At 33.3% G+C, this 21,764-nt stretch carries 20 protein-coding genes; 19 read left to right on the top strand and 1 reads right to left on the bottom strand.

Annotation, left to right across the window (positions count from 1 at the left end):
• The first annotated feature begins 16 nt into the window (after window positions 1-16).
• From pgmB to PQ463_RS19855, 14 genes are all read left to right on the top strand, one after another.
• Window positions 17-670: a beta-phosphoglucomutase gene (gene pgmB, locus PQ463_RS19920; RefSeq protein ID WP_274255176.1), complete on the top strand. Its 654-nt coding sequence runs from the start codon at window positions 17-19 to the stop codon at window positions 668-670.
• A gap of 138 nt (window positions 671-808) precedes the next feature.
• A complete protein-coding gene (gene mdxK / locus PQ463_RS19915) occupies window positions 809-3,112 on the top strand; it encodes a maltose phosphorylase MdxK (protein ID WP_274255175.1) in 2,304 nt (767 codons plus the stop codon).
• Between the two features lie 26 nt (window positions 3,113-3,138).
• Window positions 3,139-5,253: a glycoside hydrolase family 97 protein gene (locus PQ463_RS19910; RefSeq protein WP_274255174.1), complete on the top strand. Its 2,115-nt coding sequence runs from the start codon at window positions 3,139-3,141 to the stop codon at window positions 5,251-5,253.
• A gap of 214 nt (window positions 5,254-5,467) precedes the next feature.
• Window positions 5,468-6,307 (top strand): hypothetical protein, encoded by an 840-nt coding sequence (locus tag PQ463_RS19905; RefSeq protein ID WP_274255173.1) that lies wholly within the window; start codon window positions 5,468-5,470, stop codon window positions 6,305-6,307.
• A gap of 108 nt (window positions 6,308-6,415) precedes the next feature.
• Window positions 6,416-8,281, top strand: a complete 1,866-nt coding sequence (locus PQ463_RS19900; protein WP_274255172.1) for a glycoside hydrolase family 13 protein — start codon at window positions 6,416-6,418, stop codon at window positions 8,279-8,281.
• Between the two features lie 240 nt (window positions 8,282-8,521).
• Window positions 8,522-10,183, top strand: a complete 1,662-nt coding sequence (locus tag PQ463_RS19895; RefSeq protein WP_274255171.1) for an alpha-amylase family glycosyl hydrolase — start codon at window positions 8,522-8,524, stop codon at window positions 10,181-10,183.
• 163 nt (window positions 10,184-10,346) lie between these two features.
• Window positions 10,347-11,024 (top strand): glycerophosphodiester phosphodiesterase, encoded by a 678-nt coding sequence (locus PQ463_RS19890; RefSeq protein ID WP_274255170.1) that lies wholly within the window; start codon window positions 10,347-10,349, stop codon window positions 11,022-11,024.
• A gap of 194 nt (window positions 11,025-11,218) precedes the next feature.
• Entirely contained in the window at window positions 11,219-12,427 is a 1,209-nt protein-coding gene (locus PQ463_RS19885) for a BaiN/RdsA family NAD(P)/FAD-dependent oxidoreductase (protein ID WP_274255168.1), read from the top strand.
• 6 nt (window positions 12,428-12,433) lie between these two features.
• A complete protein-coding gene (locus tag PQ463_RS19880) occupies window positions 12,434-13,081 on the top strand; it encodes an HAD family hydrolase (RefSeq protein WP_274255166.1) in 648 nt (215 codons plus the stop codon).
• A 60-nt stretch (window positions 13,082-13,141) separates the two neighbouring features.
• On the top strand, window positions 13,142-14,215 hold the full coding sequence (locus PQ463_RS19875; RefSeq protein WP_274255165.1) for a hypothetical protein: 1,074 nt from the start codon (window positions 13,142-13,144) through the stop codon (window positions 14,213-14,215).
• A 72-nt stretch (window positions 14,216-14,287) separates the two neighbouring features.
• Window positions 14,288-15,655: a YncE family protein gene (locus PQ463_RS19870; RefSeq protein ID WP_274255164.1), complete on the top strand. Its 1,368-nt coding sequence runs from the start codon at window positions 14,288-14,290 to the stop codon at window positions 15,653-15,655.
• Window positions 15,656-15,678: 23 nt separating this feature from the next.
• The gene (locus PQ463_RS19865) at window positions 15,679-16,260 is read left to right on the top strand and encodes a Crp/Fnr family transcriptional regulator (RefSeq protein ID WP_274255163.1); all 582 of its coding nucleotides are present in this window, start codon (window positions 15,679-15,681) and stop codon (window positions 16,258-16,260) included.
• Between the two features lie 60 nt (window positions 16,261-16,320).
• Entirely contained in the window at window positions 16,321-16,998 is a 678-nt protein-coding gene (locus PQ463_RS19860) for an MBL fold metallo-hydrolase (protein WP_274255162.1), read from the top strand.
• A 73-nt stretch (window positions 16,999-17,071) separates the two neighbouring features.
• The gene (locus PQ463_RS19855) at window positions 17,072-17,827 is read left to right on the top strand and encodes a BamP family beta-assembly machinery protein (protein WP_274255160.1); all 756 of its coding nucleotides are present in this window, start codon (window positions 17,072-17,074) and stop codon (window positions 17,825-17,827) included.
• A gap of 4 nt (window positions 17,828-17,831) precedes the next feature.
• On the opposite strand, the gene PQ463_RS19850 is transcribed toward PQ463_RS19855, so the two are convergent.
• Entirely contained in the window at window positions 17,832-18,308 is a 477-nt protein-coding gene (locus PQ463_RS19850; RefSeq protein ID WP_274255158.1) for a TspO/MBR family protein, read from the bottom strand.
• A gap of 151 nt (window positions 18,309-18,459) precedes the next feature.
• On the opposite strand from PQ463_RS19850, the gene PQ463_RS19845 reads away from it, so the two are divergent.
• The 5 genes from PQ463_RS19845 to PQ463_RS19825 all read left to right on the top strand — a co-directional run bounded on the left by PQ463_RS19845 (window position 18,460) and on the right by PQ463_RS19825 (window position 21,706).
• The gene (locus PQ463_RS19845) at window positions 18,460-19,542 is read left to right on the top strand and encodes a diphosphomevalonate decarboxylase (protein ID WP_274255157.1); all 1,083 of its coding nucleotides are present in this window, start codon (window positions 18,460-18,462) and stop codon (window positions 19,540-19,542) included.
• A 30-nt stretch (window positions 19,543-19,572) separates the two neighbouring features.
• Window positions 19,573-19,791 (top strand): hypothetical protein, encoded by a 219-nt coding sequence (locus tag PQ463_RS19840; RefSeq protein WP_274255156.1) that lies wholly within the window; start codon window positions 19,573-19,575, stop codon window positions 19,789-19,791.
• The gene (locus PQ463_RS19835; RefSeq protein ID WP_111379583.1) at window positions 19,791-20,096 is read left to right on the top strand and encodes a type II toxin-antitoxin system RelE/ParE family toxin; all 306 of its coding nucleotides are present in this window, start codon (window positions 19,791-19,793) and stop codon (window positions 20,094-20,096) included. Before PQ463_RS19840 ends, PQ463_RS19835 begins: the two co-directional genes overlap by 1 nt.
• Before the next feature lie 3 nt (window positions 20,097-20,099).
• Window positions 20,100-21,038, top strand: coding sequence for a mevalonate kinase family protein (locus PQ463_RS19830; RefSeq protein WP_111379584.1), 939 nt, complete (start codon window positions 20,100-20,102; stop codon window positions 21,036-21,038).
• A 77-nt stretch (window positions 21,039-21,115) separates the two neighbouring features.
• Complete coding sequence (locus PQ463_RS19825) at window positions 21,116-21,706, top strand: DUF502 domain-containing protein (RefSeq protein WP_274255155.1); 591 nt, start codon at window positions 21,116-21,118, stop codon at window positions 21,704-21,706.
• Window positions 21,707-21,764 lie beyond the last annotated feature (58 nt).

Here is a 21,764-nt window from a genome sequence, read left to right as displayed (position 1 = left end):
AAGAATTTTCCATACAATGAGCAAAAAAGCATTCATATTCGATCTTGACGGAGTGATCGTTGATACCGCTAAATACCACTTTTTGGCTTGGCAGAAAATTGCCAAATCGTTAAATATCAATTTTACCCATGAAGATAACGAACTTCTAAAAGGTGTTAGCCGCGTTCGTTCGCTAGACATTATTCTTGGGTTAGGAAATGTTCAGGCTACTCAAGAACAAAAAGATCAATGGTTAATTCAAAAAAATGAAGATTACCTATCTTATTTAGTTGACATGGATGAAAGTGAGGTTCTTCCAGGGGTTTTAAAAATTCTAAAACTATTAAAAGATAAAAATCAAGGAATTGCACTAGGTTCTGCCAGTAAAAATGCAAGACCAATTTTAGAAAAAACAGGCGTTCTGTCTTACTTCGATGTTATTGTTGACGGAAATGATGTCAGCAATGCAAAACCAGACCCTGAAGTATTCTTAAAAGCGGCTCAATTATTAAACATTGATCCAAAAAATTCAATTGTATTTGAAGACTCTGTTGCCGGAATTCAGGCAGCAAACATCGCAGAAATGGTAAGTGTGGGAATTGGTGAGGAAACAATTTTACATGAAGCTGATCACATTTTTAAAGATTTTACCCAAATCGAAACAAGCTTTATTGATGAGTTAATTGGATAATTAGAAAATGTGTCCATGAGATAATGTTGCTCATCGACAAATATTCTAATCAACAATTTCTCAAATGAATGTAAAAAGTTAATAAGAAACCAAGGCAATTATCTAATTACCAAATTGCCGAATTATCTAATTTAAAAGATGAACCAAGATTATATAAAACCAGACAATTGGTCTATTATTGAAGAAGGATTTGATGCAGAGAGAGTAAAATCTTCTGAAAGTCTTTTTAGTATCGGGAACGGCGCTATGGGACAGCGTGCAAATTTTGAAGAATCTTACTCTGCAGAAACTTTCCAGGGAAGTTACATCGCAGGAATTTACTATCCAGACAAAACAAAAGTGGGCTGGTGGAAAAACGGTTATCCAAAATATTTTGCCAAAGTACTTAACGCTCCAAACTGGATAGGAATTGATATCGAAATCAACGAGGAAAATCTTGATTTAAATACTTGCACCGAAGTTAGAAACTTCCGCAGAGAATTGAATATGAAAGAAGGATGGTACAACCGTTCTTTTGAAGCTGTTCTTAAAAACGGAACTGAAATCGCCGTAAATGTTCGTCGTTTTCTTTCTTTAGATTTAGACGAAGCCGGAATCATTAAATACGATATTACGCCTTTAAACAAAGATGCAAAAATCGTTTACAAACCTTATGTTGACGCTGGCGTAACAAATGAAGATGCGAACTGGGAAGAAAAATTCTGGGAACCGCTTGAAGTTAAAAAAGGCACAAATGAAGCTTTTGTAACGGCTCAAACGTTCAAAACACATTTTAAAGTTACCACTTTCATGCACAATACGATTTTGGCAAACGGAGAAAATATCAACGTTTCACCATCAACAATCGATTCAACTGTAGATAAAGTTCAATATACTTATGGAACTATAATTGCAAAAGGACAAACCTCAACAATTCAAAAAATTGGAGGTTACACGGTTTCTTTAAACCACGAAAATACTTTGGCTGGAGCCGAAAAAGTAATCAAATCTGCTGTTGCTTTAGGTTATGATGCTTTGCTTCAAAACCAAATTGATGCTTGGGCAAAAATCTGGGAAATGTCAGATATTACAATTGAAGGTGATGTTAAGGCACAACAAGGAATTCGCTTCAATATCTTCCAATTAAACCAAACCTATTCAGGAAAAGATTCTCGTTTGAATATTGGTCCAAAAGGTTTCACTGGAGAAAAATACGGCGGATCAACTTATTGGGACACTGAAGCTTATTGTATTCCGTTTTATATGGCGACAAAAGATCAGCAAGTGGCAAGAAATTTATTGACGTATCGTTACAACCAATTAGACAAAGCGATTGAAAACGCCAAAGATAATTTAGGTTTCAAAAACGGTGCGGCTTTATACCCGATGGTGACCATGAATGGTGAAGAATGCCACAACGAATGGGAAATCACACACGAAGAAATTCACAGAAATGGAGCAATTGCTTTTGCGATTTACAATTACAACCGTTACACGGGGGATTACTCTTATATTCCTGAAAAAGGTTTAGAAGTTTTAATTGGAATTGCGCGTTTTTGGCACCAGAGAGCTTCTTTCTCAAAAGATAAAAATCAGTATGTAATCCTTGGAGTTACAGGACCAAACGAATACGAAAATAACATCAACAATAATTTCTATACCAATTATATTGCAAAATGGTGTATTGATTTTGCTGCTGAACAAATCGAAAAAGTAGCTTCAGAATATCCTGCAGATCACAAACGCATTTTAGAAAAAGTGAGCCTTTCGGCGAATGAAATTCAGGAATGGAAAAAAGTGGCAGACGACATGTACTTCCCTATTTCTGAAGAACTTGGAATCTATTTACAGCAAGACGGTTTCTTAGACAAAGATTTAGTTCCTGTAAAAGATTTAGATAAATCACAGCGCCCGATTAACCAAAAATGGTCTTGGGATCGCGTTTTACGTTCGCCATACATTAAACAAGCTGACGTTTTACAAGGTTTTTATTTCTTTGAAGATCATTTTTCGAAAGAAGAACTAAAACGAAATTTCGAATTTTATGAATCATTTACGGTTCACGAAAGTTCGCTTTCGCCTTGCGTACACTCGATTCAAGCAGCAGCTTTAGATAAAATGGACATGGCATATACATTTTATTTAAGAACTTCTCGTTTGGATTTGGACGATTATAATAAAGAAGTGGAAGAAGGTTGCCATATCACGTCAATGGCTGGTACATGGATGAGTATCGTAGAAGGCTTTGGAGGAATGCGTGTTAAAAATGACCAGCTTCATTTCTCTCCAAAAATTCCGAAAGAATGGAATGGTTACTCTTTTAAAATTAATTTCAGAAACCAAATTTTAAAAGTAGCTGTAAATCACAACGAAACAACTTTTACTGTAGACGGCGATCAAGATTTAACAATTATCGTAAATGGAAATCCTGTAATTGCAAGTAAATTTGTACAAATAAATTAAATACAATACTCTAAAAATCAAAAAACATGAAAAACTTATTTTTCGCAAGTTTAATTTTGTTTGCGTTTAGCTCCGTTGCAAAAGCGCAACAATTAAAATCACCCGAAGGCAAGTTCGTAATGGAATTTTCTCTTCAAAACGACGGAACTCCAACGTACAATTTAAAATACAAAAACAAAGAAGTTGTAAAAACCAGCAAACTAGGTCTTGAGCTTAAAGATGATAAAAAATCTTTATTGAACGACTTTACAATTATTGATACGAAAACTTCAACTTTTGATGAAACTTGGAAACCAGTTTGGGGAGAAGTTGATCACATCAGAAATCATTATAATGAATTGGCTGTTACTTTAAATCAAAAAGGAACAGACAGACAAATCGTAATCCGTTTCCGTTTATTTGATGACGGTTTAGGATTCAGATATGAGTTTCCAGCACAAAAGAATCTTACTTATTTCGTAATCAAAGAAGAAAGATCTCAATTTGCCATGACTGGAGATCATACTGCTTTCTGGATTCCAGGAGATTATGACACTCAGGAATACGATTATACAAAATCAAAATTATCTGAAATTAGAGGTTTATCTCAAAAAGCATATACGGCAAACGTTTCTCAAAGATCTTTTTCTCCAACAGGAGTTCAAACTTCTTTGATGTTAAAAACGGCTGACGGAATCTACATCAACTTACACGAAGCAGCTTTAATTGACTATTCTTGTATGCACTTGAATTTAGACGATAAAAACTTAGTTTTCGAATCTTGGCTAACTCCAGATGCAAAAGGAGACAAAGGTCACATGCAAGCGCCAAATCACTCTCCTTGGAGAACGATTATCGTGAGCGATGATGCTAGAGAAATCTTAGCTTCAAAAATGACTTACAACTTAAATGATCCATCAAAAATCGAGAATACTTCTTGGATTAAACCAGTAAAATATGTTGGTGTTTGGTGGGAAATGATCACGGGAAAAAGTTCTTGGTCTTACACTAACGATTTCCCTACAGTTCAATTAGGCGTTACTGATTTTGCGAAAGCAAAACCAAACGGAACTCACGGTGCAAACAATGCTAACGTAAAAAAATACATTGACTTTGCTGCAGCAAATGGTTTCGATGCCGTTTTAGTTGAAGGATGGAATGAAGGCTGGGAAGACTGGTTCGGTCACTCAAAAGATTATGTTTTTGACTTCTTGACTCCTTACCCGGATTTTGATGTAAAAGGTTTACACGAATATGCAAAATCTAAAGGTGTAAAAATCATCATGCACCACGAAACTTCTGGATCTGTTCGTAACTACGAGCGTCACATGGATGCTGCTTACAAATTCATGAACGATAACGGATACGATGCTGTAAAAAGCGGTTATGTAGGTGATATTTTGCCAAGAGGCGAAAACCACTACAGCCAATGGATTGTAAACCACTATCAATACGCTATCGAAAAAGCTGCTGATTATAAAATTATGGTAAACGCTCACGAAGCAGTTCGTCCAACAGGAATTGCAAGAACGTATCCTAACTTAATTGGAAACGAAGCAGCAAGAGGAACAGAATACCAAGCTTTTGGAGGTTCTAAACCAAATCACGTAACTGTTTTACCATTTACACGTTTAATTGGAGGCCCAATGGATTATACTCCTGGAATCTTCGAAATGGATATCAGTAAAATGAATCCTGACAACAAATCGCATGTAAACAGTACAATTGCAAACCAATTGGCATTATATGTTACTATGTACAGCCCATTACAAATGGCTGCTGATACTCCAGAAAACTACAACCGTTTCCCAGATGCATTCCAGTTCATCAAAGATGTGGCTGTAGATTGGTCAGAAAGTAAATATATCGAGGCTGAGCCTGGAGATTTTATCACTGTTGCTCGTAAAGCAAAAGGAACAAACAACTGGTTCGTTGGAAACGTAAATGGAGAAACTCCTCGTACATCTAACATCGATTTCAGCTTCCTTGAAAAAGGTAAAAAGTATACAGCAACAATTTATGCTGATGCAAAAGATGCGCATTACAAAACTAATCCGCAAGCTTATACCATCAAGAAAATTGCTGTAACAAACAAATCAAAATTATCTCAGTTTTCTGCTCCAGGAGGAGGATATGCAATAAGCATTATCGAAAACAAATAATTTAAATTAACCATATAAGAAATGTAAGTCCATTTAAATAGAAATCTCCCCAGTTTTTGTTTTAAATGTTCTTACATTTCTTACATAGTTTAAATTCTTTTTTAAGAACTTCGACATGAAAAAACAAGAAAAAACCTACTTATTTATTTTTTAGTTAAATTTGCCAAAATTTCGAAAACCGAAATTCTACTATTAAAAATAAATTAATATAAAAATGAAAAAAATTATAGTTTTCCTTTTAGCATTTTCACTGATTTCATGTCATCAAAAAAATGAAAAAGTTGAGAATAAAAAATTAGATTCTTTAACAAAAATTGATACAAATAAAATTGACGAAGATAGCATTACTATAGACAAAACACTTTATTCTGTTTATGATTTATCAAAAACGACAACGGCAATTGTGGTGAATCTGAATGAGGATGAAACTCGTAACGGAACTGAATTTGATAAAATTTTCAATCAGGTGAATGCAAAAGATTCTTTATATAACGTCTTAGATCAAGACGCTACTAAAGTCCAAAACTTTGAATATTACGATACGTTAGGAAGTTTTAAACTTATCAAAAGTAAAACATTAGAACGTGAGATTAAAAAGATTGTCGATGAGAGTTATTACGTTTATGGTACAAAGGGATTTTCGAAAGTAACGATAAACAACGTAGTTTGCGGACTTGATGAATGCCGAACCAATATTATTGCTTTTCCAATTGAAAATTTTGACACCGCTAAAAACGGTAAACCTCTTTTTTGCTCAAAACAATTATTAAAAATAAACTATCAGAACAACTATTCTGATATTGAGAAAAAAGTAAGGGCATTTGAAGAAAAGAAAAGCATTAATTATGATTATAAAGACGATATCAAGACGAAAATATTTGCCAATGTTGGAGATGCTTATTTTGCGTATAACGATGATTTTATTTGGGGAAAATATCCTGATAAAAGCAAATGTAAATTTCCCGGAAGAACAATCTATATCGTAAAAAAAGATCAACCCTTAAAGAAATTCTGGGTGAATGGTTTAGATCTATTTGGAATTCCCTGTGACTAAAACAGTCTTAACAGTTTTTTCGAGGTTAATCTCAAAAAAATTAAAGAACACTATAAATATTAGCGAAATTAACCTTTCAAATATTTATAATAAACCTTAAAAGCTATTATGAACAACCTAAAAATAAACCACTATATTTATAAATTAATTTTATTGGTTTTGTTGTTTTCCGCTTCCGCGAAAGCGCAAATCCAAAAAGTAGAACCACCATTTTGGTACGCAGGAATGAAAAATTCAAAACTGCAGATTATGTTCTACGGAAAAAATATTGCACAATATGAAACTTCGGTTTCTAATAATGTTGCGATCAAAAATGTAGAAAAAACAGAAAATCCAAACTATCTTTTCGTAACCATCGATACGAAAGACGTAAAAGCTTCTGAATTGGTTTTCTCTTTCAAAAACAAAAATAAAGTCGCTTTTACTCAAAAATATGCTCTTAAAGAAAGAAGATCCAATTCTGCAGAAAGAAAGAGCTACGATGCCTCTGACCTGATTTATCTAATCATGCCGGATCGTTTTGCTAACGGAAATCCGAAAAACGACAGCGACGCTTCTTTAACTGAAAAAGGAAACCGTCAAGATCCAAGCGGACGTCACGGCGGAGATATCGAAGGAATTATCAAAAACCTAGATTATATTTCATCTCTTGGCGCAACTACAATCTGGAGCACTCCTTTGTGCGAAGACAACGACAAACAACACTCATATCATACGTACGGACAATCTGATGTTTACAAAATTGATCCTCGTTACGGAACAAACGACGATTATGCTCGTTTATCGGCAGAAATGCACAAAAAGAACATGAAATTGGTTATGGATTATGTGACCAATCACTGGGGAATTACACACTGGATGGTTAAAGATTTACCAACAAAATCATGGCTTAATCAATTTGAAAACTACACTCAAACACATCACAGACGTGAAGTAATTACAGACATTCACGCTTCAAAAATCGATCAGGAAGTTTGCGTTGACGGTTGGTTTGTACCTTCAATGCCAGATTTAAATTTAAGAAATCCATTAGTTGCAAAATATCTAACTCAAAATGCTATTTGGTGGATTGAATTTGCTAACCTTGACGGATTTAGAGTAGATACTTATAATTACTCTGATAAAACTGCGATGGCAAATTGGGCAAAATCTATTACAGACGAATATCCTAATTTTAATATTGTAGGTGAAATCTGGATGCACAATCAGGCGAATTTAGCTTTTTGGCAAAAAGACAGTAAAATTGGTGCAATTGAAAACTACAATTCAAATCTTCCATCTGTAATGGATTTTACCCTTCAAAGTCAGATTACTTCTGCTTTCAATGAAAATGAACCAAACTGGGATAACGGATTGATTAAATTCTACAACAATTTTGCAATGGATTTTTTATATCCAAATACCAATAATATCTTAGTTTTTGCAGAAAATCACGATACAGATCGTATGAACGAAAAGTTCAAATATGATTTGCCAAAATACAAACTGGCGATGACTTTGTTAGCAACAGTTCGCGGAATTCCGCAAATCTATTACGGTTCAGAAATCGGAATGGGCGGTGATAAAGGCAAAGGCGGAGATGCCGATATTCGTCAGGATTTTCCAGGCGGATGGGCTGGCGACAAAAACAATGCTTTCACCAAAGAAGGAAGAACTCCAGAACAGGCAGCTTATTTTGATTTCTCTTCAAAATTATTCAACTGGAGAAAATCAAACGAAGCAGTTCATTTTGGAAAAATGAAGCATTACATTCCAGAAAATAACACGTATGTATATTTCAGATATACTGATGCTAAAACCGTAATGGTAGTTTTCAATAACAATGCAAAAGAACAGGTTGTTAAAACAGCTCGTTTTAAAGAAAGCATCAAAAACTACAAATCTGGTAAAGATGTTATAACAGGAAAAACATTCGATTTAGCTTCTGAAATTACTTTAGAACCAAAATCGGCTTTGGTTTTAGAATTGGAATAAAGCTTAACCGCGAAGTTCGCAAAGAGAAACGCAAAGTTCACAGTATTTTTTTTGCCACAGATTATAAAGATTAGCACAGATTTGTTTGCCACGAATTTCACTAATTTTCACAAATTTAAATATGATAAATTAATTCGTGAAGATTCGTGTAATTCGTGGCAAAAGAAAAAAATCATTTTAATCTGTGTAATCTGTGGCTATTTTTTTCAACACAATCTATGTCTAAAAAATTCCTAAATAATGAAAAAATACACTTTCCTTTTTTTATCTTTAGTATTCATAATTACGGGTTGTTCTGGCTCAAAATCAGTTACAATGAATAATACTTCGAAAACACCTTTCGTCTGGGAAGGAGCAAATGTTTATTTTTTACTTACAGATCGTTTTTACAACGGAGATACTTCCAACGACATCAATTTTAACCGAACTAAAACTCCCGGAAAACTTCGCGGATTTGAAGGCGGAGACATCATCGGAATTACAAAAAAAATCGAATTAGGTTATTTTGAAAAATTAGGAATAAATGCCATTTGGCTTACGCCGATTGTCGAGCAAATTCATGATGGTGTTGACGAAGGAACTGGGTTGAGTTATGGTTTTCACGGCTACTGGGCAAAAGACTGGACGGCTTTAGATCCAAACTTCGGAACCAAAGAAGATTTAGCCAATTTGGTAAAAAAAGCACATGAAAAAGGCATCAGAATCATTCTTGATGGTGTAATTAATCATACAGGGCCAGTAACTCCAGAAGATCCTGTCTGGCCATCTGATTGGGTTAGAACTGGCGTTGTCTGCGATTACAAATCGTTCGAAAATACAACCATGTGTACTTTGGTTGACAATCTTCCAGATGTTAGAACAGAAAGTACTCAGGAAGTAGCGCTCCCTCCTTTTTTAATTGAAAAATGGAAAAAAGAAGGTCGTTACGAAAAAGAAATCGCTTCATTAGACGAATTCTTCAAAAGAACAAATTATCCAAGAACACCAAAATATTACATTATCAAATGGCTTACAGATTATATTTTAGAATTCGGAATTGATGGTTACAGAGGAGATACTGTAAAACATACTGATGAAAATGTTTGGGCCGATTTTAAAAAGGAATGTGAATACGCTTTTGAGACTTGGAAAAAACATCATCCGATGCAAGTTCTAGATCAGAATCCGTTTTACACCATTGCCGAAGTTTACGGTTACGGAATCAGCGGTGGGCAGGATTATGATTTTGGAGATCGAAAAGTCAATTATTTCCAAAATGGTTTCGACAGCATGATCAATTTTGAATTTAAATGGAATGCTGCCCAAAACGATTACGAAGGTTTATTTTCTAAATATTCGAATGCACTTAACAATGACTTAAAAGGATATTCTGTTCTTAATTATATGTCTTCACACGACGACGGCCAACCTTTCGATGCTAACCGAACAAAAAGCATCGAAACCGCCAATAAATTATTACTTTCTCCAGGAATGTCTCAGGTTTATTACGGCGACGAATCAGCCAGATCTTTGGTTGTTGAAGGCACTCAAGGCGATGCCACTTTACGTTCAAATATGAATTGGGAGGATATCCAGAACAATCCTGAAACACAAAAAACACTTTTGCACTGGCAGAAATTAGGTCAGTTTAGACGAAATCATCCTGCAGTTGGTGCTGGCGTTCACAAACTGATTAATCCATATCCTTATACTTTTTCCAGAACGTTTACTAAAGGTTCCTTTACAGATAAAGTTGTTATGGGAGTAGATTTACCAAAAGGCAGAAAAGAACTTCCAATCGGTGACATCTTTCCAAACGGAACAAAACTAAAAGATGCTTATTCAAATCAAGAAGTTGAAGTTATTGATGGTAAAGTCATTATCGACAATGATTTTGATATTGTTTTACTGGAGATAATTTAACCGCAAAGCACGCTAAGTTTTGTTAGCCACGAATTCACGAATTATTTTTTCACAATCTTTAAGAATAAATAATTCGTGAATTCGTGGCTATTTAATTTTCACAAATCATTGTGTGCTTTGCGTAAAACTTTGCGACCTTTGCGGTTAAGAAAAAAACTGTAGAATGCTAAAAATAGCTCACAGAGGCGCCAAAGCCTACGAACCTGAAAATACTTTACAAGCTTTTCAAAAAGCCCTAGACTTAAATTCAGACGGAATTGAACTTGACGTTCACTTAAGCTCTGACGAACATATTATAGTAATTCATGACGAAACCATCGACAGAACAACAAACGGAAAAGGTCTTGTAAATGATTTTACTTTAGCAGAATTAAAATCATTTTTGATTGATGGGAAATATCAAATTCCAACTTTAAACGAGGTTTTCAATTTGGTTGATAAAAAATGCCTGATCAATATCGAATTAAAAGGTTTAGGAACTCCAAACAAAGTTGTCTCTTTAATTGAACAATATATCTCGGAGAAAAATTGGAATTACAATCATTTCATTGTTTCAAGTTTCGATTGGAATATGTTAGAGGAAACATCAAATCTAAATCCAAATATTCCGATTGGTGTTTTAACAGAAGAAGATATAAATATAGCTTTGGCTTTCGCCGAAAAAATAAAAGCAAAAGCCATAAATCCTGATTTTAATTTATTGAATAAAGAAAATGTGCATAAAATGCAGGAAAAAGGATTTCTAGTTTTGCCTTGGACAGTAAACACAGAAGAAGACATTCAAAAAGTAAAAAGTTATCAAGTAAACGGAATTATCTCTGATAATCCAGACAAAATATAAATAGCCACAGATTACACAGATTAACACAGATTTGTTTGCCACGAATTTCACGAATTGACACAAATTTATCATCCAAAAATAATTCGTGGAAATTAGTGAAATTCGTGGCGAAAGAAAAAATCCTTTTAATCTTTATAATCTGTGACAGAAAAAAATTAGTGCCAATTCGTGTAATTAGTGGCAACCAAAAAAAAATGATCAAAAATTTCGACATAATCATCGTTGGGGGGGGCGCAGCTGGTTTTTTTACCGCAATTAATATTGCAGAGAAAAATCCGAAACTTAAAATCGCCATTTTAGAAAGAGGCAAAGAAGTTCTTTCTAAAGTTCGCGTTTCTGGAGGCGGACGATGCAACGTTACACATGCTTGTTTTGAACCCAACGAATTAGTAAAGTTTTATCCTCGTGGCGAAAAAGAACTTCGCGGGCCATTTCACCAATTTTGTTCGGGCGATACAATTGAATGGTTCGAGAAACATGGCGTAGAACTAAAAATTGAAGAGGACGGAAGAATGTTTCCAGTTTCAAACTCTTCACAAACTATTATCGATTGCTTCTTAAAAGCAACTGAGAAACTAGGCATAAAAGTATTGACAGGTCAAAGTGTACAATCGATTTTCAAAAAAGAAAATCACTGGAAAATTGATACACAAAGTGACAATTATGCTGCCGAAAAATTAGTTATGGCAACAGGAAGCAATCCCAAAATCTGGGAAATGCTTCAGGAATACGGTCACGCTGTTGTAAGCCCCGTTCCTTCCCTATTTACTTTTAATATTAAAGATTCTCGAATTAAGGAGTTGCCAGGCGTTGCAGCTCAAGTAACCGTAAATGTAAAAGACACAAAACTTGAATCAACAGGACCTTTGTTAATTACGCATTGGGGAATGAGCGGACCAGCAATTCTAAAACTTTCGGCTTGGGGCGCAAGAATTCTGCACGATAAAAATTATCAGTTTACCATTTTTGTGAATTGGTTAAATGATGTTGATTTTGAAGATGCCGAAAAAATCCTAAAAGATTTAAAACAAGAACACGCTAAAAAAGCCGTTTCTAAAAAATCTCCTTTCGACTTCCCAAACCGTTTATGGGAAAGCTTGGTTTTAGCTTCGGGAATTGATACAGAAACCAAGTGGGCAGATTTATCTAAAATTCAATTGCAGAATCTAACTTCACAATTAACAAAAGCCGAATTTAAAGTCAACGGAAAAAGTACTTTCAAGGAAGAATTTGTAACGGCTGGTGGAATCGATTTAAAAGAGATCAACTTTAAAACCATGGAAAGTAAAATTCACGAAAACCTTTATTTTGCTGGTGAAATTGTAAACATCGACGCTATTACCGGCGGATTTAATTTTCAGAATGCCTGGACGAGCGGGTTTATTCTGGCTCAAAATATTTAACACAAAATGAAATTTAAAGGAATTATTTTTGATTTAGACGGAACGCTAGTAGATTCATTACATGACATTTCAGATGCGATGAACAAAGTACTTACCGCTCTAAGTTACCCAACACATGATTACGATACTTACCAATATTTTATCGGAAGTGGTTTACGAAATTTGGTAAGCAAAGCATTGCCAGCCACAAACAATTCTGATGATGAAATCGAAAGTTGTTTTGAATGTATGGTCGATGAATATACTAAAATCTGTACGCTGAAAACAAAACCTTATGATGGAATTGTTGAACTATTAGAAAACCTTACTTCACAAAACATCAAAATGGCGGTTTTCTCTAACAAAGCCGACGAATTAACGAAGAAAATAGCATCAGAAATATTTCCAAATCACTTTGACACAGCTATTGGTTTAAGCACAGAAGAACTTAAAAAACCAAATCCGTTTGAAGCGATTGAAATCAGTAAAAAATGGAATTTAAAACCAGAAGAAATCCTTTTCGTAGGCGATTCTGATATTGATATGAAAACGGCAGTAAACGCTAATATGTTTCCTGTTGGCGTTACTTGGGGCTACAGAACCGAAGATGAATTGAAAAACAGTGGCGCAAAAGCGGTTATTAATAATGCCTCTGAATTAATTGCAATTCTATAGTTATTTACAAAAGACTTGTATATATTTGCCTCCAAAAACAGGGCAAAACTTACAAAAAAAATGCAAAAAATATTATTAGCAGCTATACTTTTGTTTACAATTTATAGTTGTGAAAACGACAACGATTCTCCAAAAAATAAAGAAGAAAAAATAATATTAAAAACGAATGTTATAGATGCTGAATATTCCAAAAAGACAGATCAATTAGTCTTTATCTCATCAAATCCTTCTCAAGTAAACATTTTTAACTCCAACACCGAAACATTTCAAAAAATTTCATTGGCTTATGCCCCAACATGTATTTCTATTTCGCAAGATGGCAATACAGCTGTTGTAGGTCATGATGGCCACATCACACATGTTAATTTAAAAAATCCATCCATAATCCAAACCTACAACATTTCTTGCTCTGCACTTGATATTGTTCTTGGAAAAAATAGATGGGCGTATGTTTTTCCAGAAAAAGATCAATGGACATACATAAAAAGTGTTAACATGAATTTGGAATATAATTATGAAATGCCCATAAGTATATACAATCAATTACACGCTGGAGCTAAAGGAAGGTTACATCCTTCAGGTAATTATATTTACATGCAAAGTCCACTATCAAGAGGGCAAGTTCAACGTCTAACAATTAAAAATGGAGATATCGATGATAGATACGAATCTAACTTTGAAGAAGAAAACTACACTATTCCAAGCATATGGTTTTCAGAAAACGGCGATAGACTTTTTACTAGAGAAAGAAGTGTTTTAAAAACCTCTGAACTTAATAGTTTAGATGGGGTATATAATGGCAGAATTCCTTCAGAAAATAATTATAAGATTGATTGGCTTGATCATTCTTCTTTAAAAGGAAAATTATATGTAATCTTTTCAAGTGGCGATCAATGGAATTTAATTAAATCGAATAGCATTTATGTTTTTAACGATGCAGATCTTAGTTATGTAAATAAACTTGAATTGGAAAAATATTTCAATCAAACGGGAAGAAACAATGTAGAAACTTTTGATGCTATGCCTTATTTTGCTTTTAGCAACTCAACTGGAAAAAATCTATTTGTAATAACAAAGGCACTTGATTCTGATTTGGTTAATGAATGGGCAATTCAAAAAATCAATATTAACTAATCACTATTTCTTTTAATTAAAACCTCTTAATTATTTCCATTATACTATAGTTCTAAAACACTATTAAAAATTATGAAAAAAATTATTTTATCATTAATAATATTGTCAACCATTGTTGGATGTTCTAATAATGATTCAAACGAAAAAAACAAAGAAGCAAATTATTCAGTACCAGACACATTAAATTTTACTATTTTCAATAACAAACTTGTCCTTAATATTGAAAATCAAGGAGAAACAGCTTTAAATTATACCATAACAAGTTCAAAAAACTATGTTGCGCTTTCTAAAAAAGAAGGAGCTGTAACTTCACTAAATCATGATGAAATTACGGTTACTGTTGATAAACAAAACTTACCAAATGGCAAATCATATTCAAAATTATATCTAAATATCAATAATAAAAAAGATTCTATAGTTGTAAGTGTAACCAATTTTGTAGAGCAGAAAGTAACTTTAAATTCTGATGTTGTTGATGCAGAATTTTCTAAAGTTACCAATCAGCTTGTATATGTCTCCGCAAGTCCTTCTGCTGTAAATATTTTATCAGCAAATACAGGTTCAATTGAAAGTATAACTTTACCATATGCCCCAACATGTGTCTCAATATCTCCTGATGGAAAAACCGCAGTAACCGGACATGATCGATATATTTCTTATATCAATCTAATCAACAAAACTATTATAAAAACATCTCCAGTATCTTGTTACGCAAATGATATTGTACTTGGAAACAATAAATGGGCATATGTTTTCCCTGCCAAAGGTCAATCGACCTTTATAAGATCCATAAATTTAAGTTTGACAAACGATAATGAATACGAACACATTGGTGAAAGAATTTACGAAGGAAATAAAGCGCGATTACACCCTTCAGGTAAATATATTTATGGAGCAGAAAATAACTTATCACCAATGGATATAGAGAAATATGACATTCAAAATGGAAATGCAGAATACAGCTACGATTCTCCCTATCATGGAGATTATATTATGAACGGAAACCTATGGTTTTCTGAAGATGGAAATAGAATATTTACGAGAGGAAAAACCGTTTTTAAAACTTCTGAACTTAGAAGTCAGGATATGTTATACAACGGCACAATCACTACTGAAACGAACCCATACACACCTATTCAATGGTTAGATCATTCATCAGTAAAAAACAATCTCTATCTATTACTTGTAGCTGATGATAATTGGAATCAAAAGAAACTTCCTAATATTTATGTTTATAATGACTCCAATCTTAGCTTTAAAAGCAAGATTCCGCTAGAGCAGTTTCTTGTATCAAAAAGTGAATCGAATAAAGTATTTTACGATGCAGAACCCTATTTTGTATTTAGTAATTCTGCTGGAAATAATTTATTTGTAATTGTAAAAGCAACCGGGGCAGGTTTAGCCAAAGAATGGGCAATTGAAAAAATAAATATAGAATAATAATCAATTACGTTTAAGCGTAAATGAAATCAACATATTCTTTATTACAAAAACAAATCTTAGCAATTGCCTCTTTTTCTGAAAATGAAATAGAGGCAATTACTTCTTGTTTTAAATATGAAAAGTTCAATGCCAAAGAATCCCTTTCGTCAATGGGAAAAATCAGCAATAAGATTTTCTTTATTGTTGAAGGTTTAGCAAGAGTTTATTATCTCAAAGACGGAAAAGAAATTACCACTTATTTAAGCTGTGATGAAGGTTTTATTGCTTCGTATTCCAGTTTTATAAATCAATCTGTTTCTTTTGAAAATATTCAATGCATTGAAGATTGCGAAGTCCTTTCGATTACTTTCGAAAAAATGCAGTTTTTGTATAACGAAATCCCAAATTGGGAACGTGTCGGAAGAATTTTAGCAGAACAGAATTACCTCTGCATGGCAGACAGAGTTTTAAAATTACAAATGATTCCAGCCAAAGAAAAATATCAAACTTTTTTAGCATCGGCTCCAGCCAAAATAATTCAGCGAACACCTTTAATTTATATCGCTTCTTTTCTCGGCATTACGCCCGAATCATTGAGCAGAATCCGTCAAGATATTTCTTAACATTTATCAAGTGAGTTGAAAAACGGAATTCGAATCTTTGTCAAAATAAAATTTGAAAAGATGAAGAATATTGCCAAAGACGTTTACCAGATTCCTTTGTTTCCAAGAAATGCCATTAATTGTTATGTAATTGAAAATGTTTTGGTTGATGCTGGAATTCGTAGTTCTGCAAATACAATTTTAAAAGCCTTAAAAGACAAATCAATAATAAAACATGCGCTAACTCACGCACATGCCGATCATCAAGGAAGCAGCAAAACAATCTGCGAAACTTTGAACATTCCACTTTTATGCAGTGAACCTGAAAAAGAATTTGCTGAAAACGGAAATGTAATCACAGAATACCCAAACCCAAATCATATAATTTCGAAATTTCAGAAAAATTTTTGGGCAGGAAAAGGACATCCCGTCTCTCAAACCTTAAAAGAAGGAGATCAAATTGGCGGATTTACGGTTATTGAAACCTCAGGGCATTCACGAGGTCATATCTCATTTTTTAGAGAAAAAGATGGCGTTTTAATTGTGGGGGATGTTCTGACCAATATGAATTTATTAACAACAAAAGTTGGGTTGCATGAACCTCCACATTTATTTACCACTGATAAAGAAACCAATAGAAAATCCATTCTAAAATTAGCTTCTTTAAAACCAAAGATTTTGTGTTTTGGTCATGGACCTATTTTGTACAATAATGATGAATTAGAAAAATTTGTTCAAAAAATTGATTTGTTTTATTAACAAGAATTTACATATTCCGTAAGTTTTCGTTAAGACTATTCTAATAATTTTACTCTCAACTAATTAATCCAATATGAGAGTAAAATTACTTACCACAATTTCTATTTTCACTTATCAGATCAGCGTTTCTCAAACGGAAAAAGTATTGAACGGAAAAGTGCTTTCGCAAAACATTCCGCTTAATAAGGTTGAAGTAATTAATAAAACTGCCAAGACCAGCACGAGAACAAACGAACTTGGCGAATTTTCGATTCTGGTGCGACCGCAAGATAGTGTGTTGTTTTTCTCTAAAGATTACTTTTTTAAAAGACTAAAAATTTCTCAGGAAAATATAGATCAGAACAATATTATTGTAAATATGATTCTAAAACCTGAAGAATTGGATGAAGTTCTAATTACAACTATAAAGTTTCCCCATGTAGGGCCTACTGCAGAAGTTTCAGATTCGATTGCACTACAGAGAGCTTCCCGCGATTTACGGAAATACACTGGAGTTTATGACGGCACCATTTCAAATGGAATGAATTTTGGCGCTATGGGAGCAGGTCTTTTAGGTTTGTTTAAAAAGGAAGAAAACAGCAATAAAAAGCCTAAAAAGAAAACTCCTGAATTGGATTTCAAAACATTTGCGGAAGCAACCTGCCCTCTGGATTTCTTTACAAAAGACTTAAAATTAAATCCTGATGAAAAAACCCTTTTTCTAGAATTCTGTACAGCCGATCCGCAATCGGAAATTATTCTAAAAAAGAAAAATTTACTGTATACAATGGATTTTTTGTTTGCCAAAAATGAAGAATTTAAGAAACTGAAAACGGAGATTAAAAATTAAAAAACTATTTATTCAACCACCAAATACTAGCATTCAAAACAGTCGCAAATCCAACCCAAGCTAAATATGGAATCAGTAAGTAACCTGCAGTTTTATTGATTTTGATGAATTTTAAATACGTTTCATAAATCATCAGCCATAAAAGCACAATTTCGATTAAAGCTAACATCGGATTTTTTAATCCGAAGAATAAATACGACCAAATTGAATTTAAAATCAATTGAATAATGAAGAACAGCAATGCTTTTTTAACTTCTTCTGTATTTTCTTTTATTCTGTCCCAAACTAATGCAGCCGCAATTGCCATTAGAATATAAATTACAGTCCAAACTGGCATAAAAACCCAATTTGGCGGATTAAAAGCTGGCTTTTCTAGCATTACATACCAAGTTTCAATACTTGGTTTTGTTACTACTCCGGCAGAATATCCTACTGTTAAACAAATTACTAAAGCTATAGCGATTTTTACGAACTTATTCATGTCATCAAATTTTGGATTCAAAAATAATCAAAAGAAAAGTTTAAACCATATAAGTTATATAAGTTCATTTTAGCAAATACTCTTATAATTTCTTATATAACTTACATGGTGAAAAAATGAAAAAGTTATCTTTGCCAAAATTTTATAATTCATGTTAACAGCAGCCGATTTTATACCAAATCCATATACTTCAACAATCGAAAACGGAAACTTTGAATGGAGCGCTCCAAGCAACATTGCGTTAGTGAAATACTGGGGAAAAAAAGACAACCAGATTCCAGCAAATCCTTCTGTAAGTTTTACTTTGAATAATTGCAAAACGTTTACGAAATTGGCTTTTGAAAGAAGAGCAAACCAAAATGCTTTTTCTTTTGATTTACTTTTTGAAGGAAAGCCAAAAGAAGATTTCAAACCAAAAATCCAGAAATTTTTAGAAAGAGTTGAGGTTTATTTGCCGTTTTTGAAAGACTATCATTTTACAATTGATACTCAGAATACATTTCCGCACAGTTCGGGAATTGCTTCTTCGGCTTCTGGAATGGCTGCTTTGGCAATGAATTTTATGAGTTTGGAAAAACAGCTGAATCCTGAAATGACGGACGAATATTTTTATCAAAAAGCTTCATTTTTGGCTCGTTTAGGTTCAGGAAGTGCTTGCCGAAGCGTAAAAGGAAATGTTGTCGTTTGGGGAAATCAGGAAAATATTGAGGGAAGCACCGACTTATTTGGGGTAGAATTTCCATACAGTATTCATGAAAATTTCAAGAATTACCAAGATACTATTTTATTGGTTGACAAAGGCGAAAAGCAAGTTTCGAGCACTGTTGGTCACGATTTAATGCACAATCATCCATATGCGGAAAGACGTTTTGCACAAGCACACGAAAATCTAGATAAATTAATTGCCATTTTTGAAAGTGGAAACTTAGACGAATTCATCAAAGTTGTAGAAAGTGAAGCATTAACGCTACACGCCATGATGATGACATCGATGCCATATTTCATTTTAATGAAACCAAATACGCTACAAATCATAAATGCAATCTGGAAATTTAGAAATGAAACTCAGATTCCGGTGTGTTTTACGCTTGATGCTGGAGCAAATGTGCATGTACTTTATCCCGAAAACGTTACAGAAAAAGTACTTCAATTTATTCAAGACGAATTAGTTGTATTTTGTCAGAATAGTCAATACATTTGCGACAAAATTGGACACGGTGCGATTGCATTGTAATTTTGCGTATCTTTAGTTAAATTTTTGGTTATGGACATTCAATTAGAAAAATTAGAACTGATAAAGCTTTTAGCTGAAACAGAAAATCCTAACATCATAAAATCTATTCGAAAAATTTTCAAAAAAGAACAGAAAGATTGGTGGGATGATTTGACCGACGAGCAAAAGGCGGAAATTGAAGAAGGAGAAAGACAAATTGAACGTGGTGAATTTGTTGAGTATGAAGAAATGATGAAAAAATTTCGTTAATGAAAAGAACAATAGTTTTTTCACAAAATGCCGAAAAAAAATTATCTGAATTATTTGAATATTTAGAAAACCGATGGTCTGAAAGAATAAAAAATAAATTTATATCAAATCTCGACAAAGTAATTTATCTAATACAAATTGATCCTGAAATTTTCCCTAAATCGGAATTAAATAAAAATTATAGAAAATGTGTCTTGTCAAAACAAACAACAATTTATTATAAATTCAACACAAAAAGAATTGAAATAATTGCATTTTTCGACACCCGACAAAACCCAAATAAAATAAAGAAAGACATAAAATAAATCATGAAAGGACCACTATTTTACTCAAAAATATTACTCTTTGGAGAATACGGAATTATCCGTGACTCTAAAGGACTTTCTATCCCTTATAACTTTTACAATGGCGCTTTAAAAAAATCTGAAGAGCCTACAGAAGAAGCGATTTCATCAAACAGAAGTTTAAGAAGTTTTGCTTCTTACCTTGAAGTATTGCATACACAGCAGCCAGAATTGGTTACTTTCGATTTAGAAACACTTCAAAATGATGTTGAAACTGGAATGTATTTCGACTCAAGTATTCCGCAAGGGTATGGTGTTGGAAGTAGTGGTGCACTTGTTGCTGCTATTTATGATAAATATGCGACAAACAAAATCACTGTTCTAGAAAATCTGACTCGCGAAAAATTATTACACTTAAAAAATATATTTTCTCAAATGGAAAGCTTTTTCCACGGAAAAAGTTCTGGTTTAGACCCTTTAAACAGCTATTTGAGCATTCCAATCCTGATTAATTCTAAAGACAATATCGAGGCAACTGGAATTCCGACTCAAAGTTTTGACGGAAAAGGTGCTGTATTTTTGTTAGACTCAGGAATTGTTGGAGAAACAGCTCCAATGGTTAGCATTTTTATGGAAAATTTAAAAGATAAAGGTTTCCGTGCGATGCTTAAAAATCAGTTTGTAAAATATACAGATGCTTGCGTAGAAAACTTCCTGCACGGCGATATGAAGTCTTTGTTTACCAATACCAAAAAGCTTTCTAAAGTTGTTTTAAACCATTTTAAGCCAATGATTCCAGAACAGTTTCACGGAATTTGGCAACACGGAATTGACACAAACGATTATTACTTAAAACTTTGTGGTTCTGGCGGTGGCGGTTACATCCTAGGTTTTACCGAAGATTTAGAAAGAGCCAAAGCATCTTTAAAAGACTATAAATTAGAAGTAGTTTACCAGTTCTAAAGTTAAACCTCTTAAAATAGTGTTGTGATTTACTGAATACCGTTTCCTAAACATTTAATCTTAAAAAATTATTGCCTATGAAAAGTATTTTAAAGATTCTCAAAGCAACTTTTTTAGGAGGAATTCTGTTTCTAGTACCGTTGGTTGTACTATTAATTGTTTTGGAAAAAGGATATGGACTTGTACAAAAAACTACACTCCCACTTGTAAGCACTTTACCAAAAGTAAGCGTTTTAGGACTTGCAATTCAGGAGCTTGTTGGAATATTTATTATAATCCTAATCTGTTTTATTGCTGGATTACTGGCAAAAACTACGGCAGCTGAAAAATTAGTCCAGAAATTAGAAGATGGTATTTTAAGTTTTGTTCCTGGTTATTCATTTATGAAAAGCATGAATGAAAATATACTGGGTTTAGAATCTAAAGACGATTTAAAAGTAATTTTAGTTCCTACAGATGCTGGTTTGCAATTTGCTTTTTTAATAGAGCAAGTCAGCGATGAGAAATTTACAGTTTTTATACCCGATGCTCCAAATCCTTGGAGTGGGTCGGTGGTTTTTGTAGATAAAAAAGATATTACAGAAATCGATATTACGCAAAAACAAGCTTTAGCCTGTATTCGAAAATTAGGTTATGGATCTGAAGAATTGTTAAAAAACAAGCTCTAGTTTTCAGAATCAAAAAATATACTTTAACTTCCCTAAATCAAATCAATCCCACTATATC

Origin of the sequence: Flavobacterium sp. KACC 22763 (assembly GCF_028736155.1) — a bacterium.
In the GTDB taxonomy this organism is placed as follows: Bacteria; Bacteroidota; Bacteroidia; order Flavobacteriales; family Flavobacteriaceae; genus Flavobacterium.
The sequence above is the reverse complement of the archived record's forward strand: the minus strand, read 5'-3'. Positions and strand labels throughout refer to the sequence as shown.